Here is a 10886-nt window from a genome sequence, read left to right as displayed (position 1 = left end):
AGACCGTTTTTTCCTTCGTTTACGTTTAGAAACAGGTCGTTGATTTTGTCACCCACGACTTTTGGTGATGAGCCAAAATAATACTTATATACTTGTTTGAAAAGATTATATTTAAATACGTACAGGTCTCAAGAATTTCGTAAAAAAGATGAAGATCTATTTTTGAAATATGTGAAAAAGCCTTTAAAATCGACGATGCAACTTCAGGTTGCGGAAAAAGTAACCAATGAGTTCTCGATTAATTTTGGGGTTTTCAGTAAAGTTAAGGTATCAAAAATGATAGGCGGAATGATTTATGAATTTAACTCAGAGTTTAAAAAATAAAAGAGAAGAGCACAATTTTTCGCAAGAAGATATTGCTCAAAAATTAAATGTTTCTAGACAATCTGTTTCAAAATGGGAGAACGGTAATTGTTATCCGGATTTAGATAATCTTATTTTGCTAAGTGAGCTATATAATATTTCGCTAGATGAATTGGTTAAGGGCGATAATAATTTTCAAAAAAAATTGTAATCCAAGAATACAGAAAATAAACTTCAAACGACTAGATGGTGGGTTTTAATACCGATTATCGGAATGCTATACGGATTGCTTTCAATGATTTTGAATCATTTTTAAACAATATAGCTTTTTTAATAGCACAAAGACCCTTTTGAAACTTTTTACAGATAAAAAGCGTAATAAGAGTATCAAACCATCTAGGAGGGAAAATTGATGTTTAAAAAAATAGCAGCAGACGCACTTGGACTTTCAGATATTGGAGTAGTTATAACTCCTGAGGACTATGATAAGGCGGATGCAGATGACTTTATACTGCATGAGATTGACGAGAAAATTTATTTCTTAATTAAGACGAAAGCAGACGAGTATTGCTTTACAAATCGTGCGATTATTCATGTAGACGGTGAAAGTGCGATAAGCAAGAAGCGATTACTGCGTCGTTACGACTACTCAATGCACAATATTAGTGAAGTTTTCCTCGAAACAGCGGGAACTATTGACCTTGATGTCGAAATTAAATTTACAATCGATAATACGCCATTTTCAATTGACATTCATAAACGATTTATTAGTGACATTAAAGATTTATATAAAGCGTTGCATGCCATTAGCTATGAGCAAAAGCAAAATGCATACAAGCTAGAGGTGGCAGAAAAGAGTTTATCGATTGCTTCTTCATCAATTGGCCGTATCGGTAATGATAATGTCTCACCATCTGCTTCATTCGAGGAGATTACACGATTTGCGAATAATTGGATGATTGACCATAAGGACAAATACAAGAAAGAAGATTTCTCACACGTTTTTGAATTATACATTAATAACTAAGAAAATATAGGGCTACTAAAAGAAAACTAGTATGCTTGAAGATATTCTTCCATGCACAAAGTATGGACAGAGTAAATAGGCTGTACACAATCAAATGTAAATAGCGATGATTGTATACAGTTTTATATGTATAGGCATTGCCTCAGAAGTATTGGACACTTATGATTATAGGATTCCTATCCGAGGTGTTAATGATTAGGTATACCAACTTTTGATAAATTACTTACACTCATTTTCATAGTACTAAAACTACCGACACTTAATAAGAAATGAAGATGATTGTGTTTATGTCAAAATAAAAGTGCAGACTTTTACAATACATTTGTACGAGTCTGCGCTTTTTTATGTATAGATATAGTTAGCTTTAAAATCTACGATGTTAAAAGGCATAATTTAAGCAATTATTCATTTAAAATAATAGAAATACACTGATAAAGAAGTGATTTCTATACTATTTTGATTTCTCAATGTATATATGTAGCGATATTTTCCTTGAAATGGCAGGAATATCGATCTTAATGTCGAAATTTAACTTTATATAGGAGAATTTTTTAGGCATTTTAAGGTTTTAACAAAAATCTATATACATAAAATCAGAACTAGGAGCGTGACGAAAAATGATAAACGAATTGCATGTGCTAGAAAAAGAAGAAATGCAAAATGACGACCTTGTACAACCGCCGCAAGCCGTCGAAACATTATTCGTAAATGAGTTCATAGATGGTATTTTAGATCCACAACAGAAAATGCTTGGACCTGTCAAAGATGGTGGCACAATTATTGCTAATACGACGCCGGGATGTTGGGGCCCGATGCTAACACCAACGATTCGTGGTGGGCATGAAGTAACAAAGCCAGTATTTGTAGAAGGGGCAGAGGTAGGAGACGCCATTGTTATCAAGATTAAATCCATACAGGTAACATCAATAGCAACAGCATCTGGGCACGATGAGGCAATTTTGGATCGATTTATTGGGGACCCGTTCGTATCAGTAAAATGTCCAGGCTGTGGTAAGCTTCATCCTAGTACAGTTGTCAAAGGGATAGGTCGACAGGCTATTCGTTGTTCGACATGTGATACAGAAACATCACCTTTTAACATGACGAATGGTTATACTATGGCGTTAGATCATAAAGGTAATATTGGTGTAACTGTTGGGCGAGAAGGGGCTCGCCGTATTGCACTTGATGCGAAAAATTATATGCGTACACCTGAAAATTCTGTGCAAAATCCTGTAGTTGCATTAGCACCAAGTGATTTAATTGGTGTTATGGCAAGAATGCGACCGTTTTTAGGGCAGCTTGGAACGACGCCTTCAAAGGCGATGCCAGACTCCCATAATGCTGGAGATTTTGGTTCGTTTTTAATTGGCGCGCCACATGAATATGCATTCACGCAGACTGAATTAGATACACACCGTACAGATGGACATATGGATATAAGTCGTGTTCGTGAGGGTGCAACAATTATTTGTCCAGTAAAGGTTCCGGGTGGCGGTGTGTATATAGGTGATATGCACGCAATGCAAGGGGACGGAGAAATTGCAGGACATACAACAGATGTTGCTGGTATCGTTCAACTTCAGGTAAGTGTAATGAAAAAAGTAGCTTTGGATGGCCCTATTTTATTGCCAAATACAGAGGATTTACCGTATACGGCTAAACCTTTTACAAAGGAAGAAAAACGTCGTGCACGTGAGCTTGCGGAGGAATTCGGCGTTAAACAAGTGGAGGAAGTATTCCCTGTATCAATTGTTGGCTCTGGAACATCATTAAATGAGGCAACAACCAATGCTATAAGCCGTGCTGCAAGGCTTTTTGAGATGAGCGAGCCAGAAGTTATGAATCGAGCGACGATTACTGGGTCGATTGAAATCGGCCGTCATCCAGGAGTTGTAACAGCAACCTTCCAAGTACCTAAAACAGTACTAAAAAAAGCGAAAATTTATAAGCCAGTGAAAAAACAATATGATTAAATGCATACCGAAAAGCCCGAAAAGAAAGCAAACTAGAAGATTTTATAGTTTGCTTTTTTGTGTTACAGGGCGATAATACTTAACTATTGCATGGTAAAAGTCAGACGCAATTTGCCGAGGCATACTTGATAATTGTGTCTAAAATTCGATACGCTTCTATAGAATTTTGGATAGAAAGAAAGGTGGGGGACATGCTCCTTCACGAACAAATTTTGCTGATGCCATAACAGGTGCATTCGGCGGGTTAATATGTATTTCCGTATTGCTCTGGTTGACAAACTATACAGGGGCACCATGGTTAATGGCATCACTTGGTGGGAGCTGTGTATTCGTATTTGTCGTTTTGGCAGAAAAAATTCTGCCGCTACGCTTTCGATGCAGAAAAAAAACGTCAAAAGCTTTGACGTTTTTTTTGTAACTATTTTGTTGGTCGCTCGTCTACTGTTGTGAGAATGCTTTTTCTCGATTGTATTGGAAATGATGCTTAGCTTTCTAAGTTGTGCGTACTATGGCGCTAGCTTTGAGCTGGCGTAGGCAATGAGCTATTTGTGACAATACGAATGGGCTACCAACTTATGAGTGATTGTCACAAATAGCTCATTTGCCGTGCTACATTTAAACAGAAAATTTATCTTTACCCATCTATGAGGTATTTGACCTTTATAGATGGCTTTTTTTATGCGTTGTAGTTAAAGTTGTCGATTTTGCACGAATACTTTTGTTGTCATTTCTTTTATGCATATCACAATTTTTTTAGCATATGTTGGATAAGATTTGTTATATTGAAGAAAGAGTGTTAAAACATATAGGCAAGTATTTTACACGATAGGGGAAGATCTTTGTTGGTTGAATTTGATGGGGGGCTCCAGTTACATGCTGTTGGATTGTGATGAGCAGTTATTCATGACTTATAAACAAAGTGGTAAAAAGGGTGCTGAAAAATTACTTTCAAAATGGTTAGAAGCAGAGATTGATTCTCCAGCAGACCCGAAAATTCTAGGTACTGCACTTTTACCGAGTTTATTTTTAGTGAATGAGGAAACAGCGATGAATATTGCGTTTTCAACTGCACGAAAATATTGGGGTCGTGTAACGACAGATATGCAAACTTTTTTTAATAAGCATGGTTTAGATACTAAATTTGTCAATGAACGTCTCAATGCTTTTTTTTATACGCAAAAAGGCAAGGAGACCTTTTTTGAGCAGCTTTTCGCACAGCATACAATGGACTTAGAACGATTAATCTGGCTAATTTTCGGGAAACGAATGCAAATTACAATGCCAGTTAACGAACTACAAACAATATTTTTATATAAATTTGAAAACGAATATTTCGTGCATATGATTTATAAAGAAGAAGCCCAATTTTGGCATTGGCTTTTCACGAAAAAAGTTTATTCACTGTTTATCCACAAACCGTTAGAACAATTCACATTTATCCATGAAATGATGGGTCATATTGAACAATCGACAAGAGAAACTTGTGCACATGTGGATAACTTTGTGAATAATTATAGAGAAACTCTGGATAAGTGTATAACTTATGTGGATAACAATAATTCGACTTGCTTGGCAAAAAAACAGTTACACCTTTACCAAATTGTAACGCACTATCGCTTATCAAAAGGGGATTATCGAGGTGTTAAAGCTCTAATTACTTCCTTTGAAGCCGATTGGCGTTATTCGATGTATGCATTGACAGAGAAAGAAAAAGTTCTGATTGCATATCTTCTATTTCATATAGCACATCAGGAGCAGAATCATGAAACTGTTATTCACTACGGTGAGTATTTGTTAGAAGATGAAAGACTTAATAATTACGCAATAGAGATTTTGTTGGAATATAAGGACTTATTACCGAATCGTAAGCCAACGCCTCCTGCCATTATTAAAAATTATGAACTAAATTTTTTAGAAAACTTGTATGCAGTATTGCTTGAGCATTATGTAAAAATGGAGCGTTATCAAGAGGGGCTACTGCTTTTAAAGGAACATGTACTAGCATCCAATAAAAAAATACATGCTACTTTAGTACAGAACAACTATAGTAATGAACAATTTATTGCGATTGAGGCGTCAGTTCAGCAGGATATTGCTCTCCATGTGAATAATTCATTACAGCATATCGGCTTGTCTGTGGAAGAATGGCGCCAACATTATCGTCAACCAGAAACGCCTTGCTATTTGGTAGCACAGAGCGCATCCTTGCATATGCTAAATATTTTAAAAGTTTTATTTGTGACCGAGCAGTATGAGCTGTTTGAAAAATTAATGGAAATTTATAAAAAATATTTACTCATTGACGATCATTTCGAAAAGCTACGCGTTTTTATAAGTGCACGTTTAATAGAAATACAAAAGAGTGTCTAATGTGTTTTAAATGCATCATTAGACACTCTTGTTATTTCGTGTAGTTGGCCTACGATATTATTCTAAAACCCCTTTGTCCTTTAAGTCCGCAATTTGCTCGACACTATAGCCAAGTGTAGATAACACTTCTTCATTATGCTCTCCAAGCTTAGCGCCGACATGCTTGTACTGCGGTTTAACACCGTCAAACTTAAAAGCAGATGCAATTTGTTTTTGCGTAGTACCGTCGCTTTTTGGAATATCAACAATCATGTCACGAGCCTTGAGCTGAGGATGCTCGCATGCTTCTGGAAAAGTTAATACTGGTTCGACACATCCCTCGAAATTCTCGTTAAACACTTCAAGCCATTCTTCGTAAGTCTTCGATAAGAACGCATCATGGACAGCTTCTTTAAAACGAATTTGTGTATAGTATGAATCATTAAACGTATTATCGATGAGCTCAGGAATATCAAGCGCTTCACAGAGTAATCTGCGGAATTGAGGCTCAAGACTTCCTACCGAGAAAAATCGGCCATCCTTTGTTTTATAAAAGTCATAGTAGCTGCCACCATTTAAAATTTCCTGCTCAGGCTGAGGCACACGACCAGCACCAATATAGGCAGACCCGTACATAGCATTGAGCGAAAATACAGCATCGGTCATACTTATATCAATATATTGTCCTTCACCTGTTTTTTCACGATGTAAAGCAGCTGCAAGTACTCCAATTGCTGCATGCATCGTGCCCCCAGCAATATCAGCTAGCTGAATACCCATGGAGACAGGTTTTTTATCTTTATGGCGTGAATAATCAAGTATGCCAGCTAATGATAAATAGTTATTGTCATGCCCTGGCCGATTGCTATATGGTCCAGTTTGTCCATAGCCTGTAATAGCACAATAAATAACCTTAGGATTTACTTCTTTTAGAGCGTCATAGCCGATGCCAAGTCGTTGCATGACACCAGGTCGAAATCCTTCGATAATTATGTCGTACTCTTTCACGAGTGACTTAACAATTTCTATAGCTTCAGGCGATTTTAAATTTAATGTTAATGACTTTTTAGAACGATTCAAATGTTGATGAATATACGCCTCATGATCATCGTCGTAAGGAGGCATAATGCGTGTTAAATCTACGCGCTTTGATGATTCAACGTGAATAACCTCAGCGCCTAGATCAGCAAATATCATTGTCGCCATTGGTCCCGGTAGTAATGCAGAAAAATCGAGAATTTTTAACCCCTTTAAAATACCCAAATCTCCCAACCCCTTTTTGTGTAGGCTACATTGTATTCAAGAATGCATTGTAGCGCTTTTCTCATAATCCCCATTTTGTGAAAAGCATGCACTATTCTGTATTAATACAGAATGGTGATAAATTATCAGTATTATAACAGAAGAATGAATGGCTTGACTATGTTAAATTTTATTATAAAATAATTAGTCAGAAAATTATATGTCGGAATAACATTAAAAGTAAAAAAATTCAGAATGTTAGGGTGCGTTTTATAACGTGGGGGTGATTTCCGTTCCGACTGGGCGCTTTGTTGTTGCTGTCGCTACGCTTTCGCACAGAAAACATCTCAGGAGTCCTCTATTGCTAATTCCCAACGAGTCGCCCAGCCGGAACGAAGATCAACTTATATATAGCATAAATTTTAACAAATGTTATTATCGATTTTTAGTGACTATCCTAAATTAAGGCTATAAGTAAAATTCTAATAATGGATTTATGAGAAAATTTATGTCGTAACATGAACACAAAAAATCTCTATGCAATAAATTTCTGCATAGAGATTTTTGTGTATATTGGTCAATCGTCGATAAGCTTCAACCATTCAAATTAGAATAGAAGTTAATTGTATAATAGGGCGCACCGTTATCTTTAAAGCAGACACCAACAAATATATGTGTAAATTCTTTTCTTAAAATATTTATACGATGCCCTTTTGAATTCATCAGTGCTTCATGGGCAAATATACTATTGGGCTGACCGTGTGCTATATTTTCGCCATACCAATAGTGATTAACTCCACCAGTAGTGAGGCGGTCATTGGAATGATTACCTTTATGATCTTCATGACTAAAAAATTGATGTGTGATCATATTGCTACTATGCTGCCGAGCAATAGGATTACATCTTTTGTCATAAATGAGCGGTTGCAATCCTTCTTTAACCCGTTCGTGGTTAATAAGATCAACCATTAAATCTTCAAGTCCTGTTCGTAGCTCATCGGAAGGCTTACTATAATAACCACGTTTACTTAATTCGGTTTTAGCATTTATCCAAATAATAGAGCGAACAATATTGTTTTTGTGTAAATCATAGAAAAAAGTAACATAGTAATCATCAATCAAATAGGTCCCGTGTGTAGTATTGCCTTCACAATCATGGTAATCGAGCAAGTAGCTTGTATTTTGATAGTGAATGGCTCTAAGTGGAAGACCGTATTTTCTTTTCACATCTATTCGATTAGTACCGATACGAATACCGAATACGCTATGCCCAGTGCGTGTTTCATATCCTCCAACCTCATTGGAATTATGCTTTCCTACGAGGGAAAATTGGGAGTAGTCCATCTCGACTCGATGCCATTTCATTTTAAATTCACTTTGAAAGCTGGATAGTGACAAAGTTTTTTGTGTATTTGTTACATTAGTACGAGCTGACTTATTTGAATTGAGAGCAGTATTCGTCCATAGAGCCATACTAAAACCAACCATAATTGGAGCTACTTTACGTAACAACATATTTAAACCCTCTTCTAATAATAAATTTATAATAAAAATCTATCAAAATGATAATAGTTTTATAGATATAAATTACTATATTTTTGATTCATTAACGATGCTAAAATTATGGAATTTTAACTACTATATGGCTCATCATCGAAACGTGGGGTTGATTTCCGTTATCGCTAATCCCCAAGGAGTCGCCCAGCCGGAACGAAGATCAACTTTTATACAAGGTGTAATCTTTTCATATCGAATTGTTATGGTGAGCATTATTTATTTTTGTTATAAGAGGGCCATAAAAGTACTATTTTTACAAATACTTTTCTCTCATTAAAAGAAATTTTCTTAATAAGGAATTTTTTTGTGCTTTAATAGAATAATAGAAGAAATTAAAAACTAGGGGTAAAAGACAGAAAATGAAAACAAAACTGATAAAGTTAAAGTATTTAATCATGGGTGTTGCCTTGGCTGCTTTTTTCTTAACAGGTATTGGTAGCATTTGGAGTGGCTACCGTATGAATGTTGCTTCGATTAAAGAAAATACGCTTGAAACGAATCGAGTATATGCACAGAAATTAGCAATAACCGCAAGTTCCTATCTTGAAGAATCATTTCAGATTTTAGGGTATAGCGCCAGTACGATAAAGACGAAAATGCATGATAACAATGCATTGATTCAGGAAACTGAGCGTTTGAAAAAGCAAAATAACTTGTTTAACTCTGTTCTTATTACAAATGCAAAAGGTCTTGTGTTATCTATTTCACCACCATCTGAAGAGGTACAAGGTGCAGTATTAACATCAGTTGGAGCAATAGAGGCTTTATCTAAAAAGAAACCTCTTGTCTCAAAGCCTTATAAAGGAATGACAGGGCATCTCCTTATTTTTATATCGTATCCTATATTTTCAGAGACAAATGAATATTTAGGAATGATAGGTGGGACAATTTATTTAAAGGAACGAAATGTATTTAATGAATTACTCGGAGAGCATTATTATCATGATGGTTCATATGTGTACGTAGTTGATTCAGATGGTCGTGTTATCTATCATCAGGACCCAAGTCGAGTGAATGATATTGCTATTGATAATAAAGTTGTCCAAGCAGTAGTTTCTGGAAAAAGTGGGGCTCAGCAAGTATTAAATACTAAAGGAGTAGAAATGCTTGCTGGTTATAGCAACGTACCTTTAACAGGCTGGGGAGTAGTTGCTCAACGACCGTTAAATGTAGCATTAGCTCCTTCATTTGATAAAGTACAGGATGTAGCTATAAAATCCATTCCACTTATGCTAATTTCAATTTTAATTGTCCTTTGGGCTGCAGCGCGTATTGCAAATCCCTTACAGCAATTAGCTACTTTAACAGAGGAGAGCATGGAATCGAAAAATGTAGAAGGCTTGAAATCTGTACGTAGTTGGTATTTTGAAGCCCATTATCTAAAAAGTGCTCTCATCCGGAGTTTAACATTTTTACAGGGACAGGTGTCCTTTTTTAAAGATCAATCTACAACAGATCCGTTAACAGGTGTAACTAATCGTCGCACAATGGATGCGGTGCTAGCTGAGTGGCTTGAGCACGAGTTGCCACATGCCTTCATTTTGCTGGATTTAGATCATTTTAAAAGTGTTAATGATACGTATGGTCATGCAGTAGGTGATAAGGTTTTACAATTTTTAGCACATAATATGAAAGCAGTCGCTCGTGAGGGAGATGTTTGCTGTCGCTACGGTGGTGAGGAATTTGTGATGTTATTGCCAACTACTACTGCTGAGGAAGCGGCACAGGTGGCCGAGCAGCTGCGCGATGTTTTGGCACAAACTATAAGTCCCTGTGGTCGCCCAGTTACTTTGTCAGCAGGCGTTGCAGTATATCCACAAATGGCCGACACGACGGAAAAGTTAATTGAGGTAGCGGATGGTGCACTATATCTAGCTAAACAAGCTGGACGTAATCGAGTCATAGTAGCAGAGCAAGAAAATAAATAAAAAATGTTTTGAAATAAGCATACATTTCTAATTTTTGGGGTACATGATTAATGCTACGATCATTTGGGCAAGCTACTTTTAGTCATTCCCCATATGACTTGTAAATCATGTTCAAATGATACGTAAACTCGGGACACATCTCTTGATTCGACTTGACAAGATGCAAGGTTATCCCCCTTTCCCTTATGACATCACAAGTACGACTAGATGTATGCCTATATATCGTTAAAGCCAAGTGAGCACCGATGCTCCTTGGCTTTTTTATGTGATGCTCTTAGCCTTCGTTCCTCTATTTGCTCGCTCCAGGGTCTCATCTGTGACTAATCCCCAAGGAGATAAAAGCTGAAATTGTTCCGATAAATCTTCAAAGTAATCATATAAAAATGAATTCATCACAATAACATGGAGTCAAATATTATCTCTAACTTTCACTAGCGTCGCATTAAAATAATTCCACGCTAATATTTAAACTGAATTTTCTGTAATATATTCCAGGCACGAAAA

Annotated in this window: 7 protein-coding genes; 5 read left to right on the top strand and 2 right to left on the bottom strand. The window is 36.3% G+C overall.

Going from position 1 to position 10886, the window contains the following annotated elements; translation table 11 throughout:
* Positions 1–295: 295 nt before the first annotated feature.
* From AMS59_RS19460 to AMS59_RS19445, 4 genes are all read left to right on the top strand, one after another.
* Positions 296–514 (top strand): helix-turn-helix domain-containing protein, encoded by a 219-nt coding sequence (locus tag AMS59_RS19460; RefSeq protein ID WP_053485378.1) that lies wholly within the window; start codon positions 296–298, stop codon positions 512–514.
* 201 nt (positions 515–715) lie between these two features.
* A complete protein-coding gene (locus AMS59_RS19455) occupies positions 716–1330 on the top strand; it encodes a PH domain-containing protein (protein WP_053485377.1) in 615 nt (204 codons plus the stop codon).
* A gap of 617 nt (positions 1331–1947) precedes the next feature.
* Positions 1948–3306, top strand: a complete 1359-nt coding sequence (locus AMS59_RS19450; protein WP_053485376.1) for an acetamidase/formamidase family protein — start codon at positions 1948–1950, stop codon at positions 3304–3306.
* Between the two features lie 873 nt (positions 3307–4179).
* A complete protein-coding gene (locus tag AMS59_RS19445) occupies positions 4180–5676 on the top strand; it encodes a hypothetical protein (RefSeq protein ID WP_053485375.1) in 1497 nt (498 codons plus the stop codon).
* Positions 5677–5733: 57 nt separating this feature from the next.
* Here AMS59_RS19445 and AMS59_RS19440 read toward each other — a convergent pair whose 3' ends face one another.
* Both AMS59_RS19440 and AMS59_RS19435 read right to left on the bottom strand, forming a co-directional pair.
* The gene (locus AMS59_RS19440; RefSeq protein ID WP_053485374.1) at positions 5734–6918 is read right to left on the bottom strand and encodes a CaiB/BaiF CoA-transferase family protein; all 1185 of its coding nucleotides are present in this window, start codon (positions 6916–6918) and stop codon (positions 5734–5736) included.
* 573 nt (positions 6919–7491) lie between these two features.
* Positions 7492–8412 (bottom strand): CAP-associated domain-containing protein, encoded by a 921-nt coding sequence (locus tag AMS59_RS19435; protein ID WP_053485373.1) that lies wholly within the window; start codon positions 8410–8412, stop codon positions 7492–7494.
* A 401-nt stretch (positions 8413–8813) separates the two neighbouring features.
* Between AMS59_RS19435 and AMS59_RS19430 the strand changes: the two genes are divergently transcribed.
* Positions 8814–10382 carry a diguanylate cyclase gene (locus AMS59_RS19430; protein WP_053485372.1) on the top strand — a complete coding sequence of 523 codons (1569 nt, stop codon included), beginning with the start codon at positions 8814–8816 and terminating at the stop codon, positions 10380–10382.
* Positions 10383–10886: the final 504 nt, after the last annotated feature.

The organism is Lysinibacillus sp. FJAT-14745, assembly GCF_001275675.1.
GTDB lineage: Bacteria > Bacillota > Bacilli > Bacillales_A > Planococcaceae > Lysinibacillus.
The sequence above is the reverse complement of the archived record's forward strand: the minus strand, read 5'-3'. Positions and strand labels throughout refer to the sequence as shown.

Bases quoted from the DNA above. Each gene is read 5' to 3' on its own strand.
- AMS59_RS19460 (WP_053485378.1), top strand. From the start codon at position 296: ATGAATTTAACTCAGAGTTTAAAAAATAAAAGAGAAGAGCACAATTTT.
- AMS59_RS19455 (WP_053485377.1), top strand. From the start codon at position 716: ATGTTTAAAAAAATAGCAGCAGACGCACTTGGACTTTCAGATATTGGA.
- AMS59_RS19450 (WP_053485376.1), top strand. From the start codon at position 1,948: ATGATAAACGAATTGCATGTGCTAGAAAAAGAAGAAATGCAAAATGAC.
- AMS59_RS19445 (WP_053485375.1), top strand. From the start codon at position 4,180: ATGCTGTTGGATTGTGATGAGCAGTTATTCATGACTTATAAACAAAGT.
- AMS59_RS19435 (WP_053485373.1), bottom strand. From the start codon at position 8,412: ATGTTGTTACGTAAAGTAGCTCCAATTATGGTTGGTTTTAGTATGGCT.
- AMS59_RS19430 (WP_053485372.1), top strand. From the start codon at position 8,814: ATGAAAACAAAACTGATAAAGTTAAAGTATTTAATCATGGGTGTTGCC.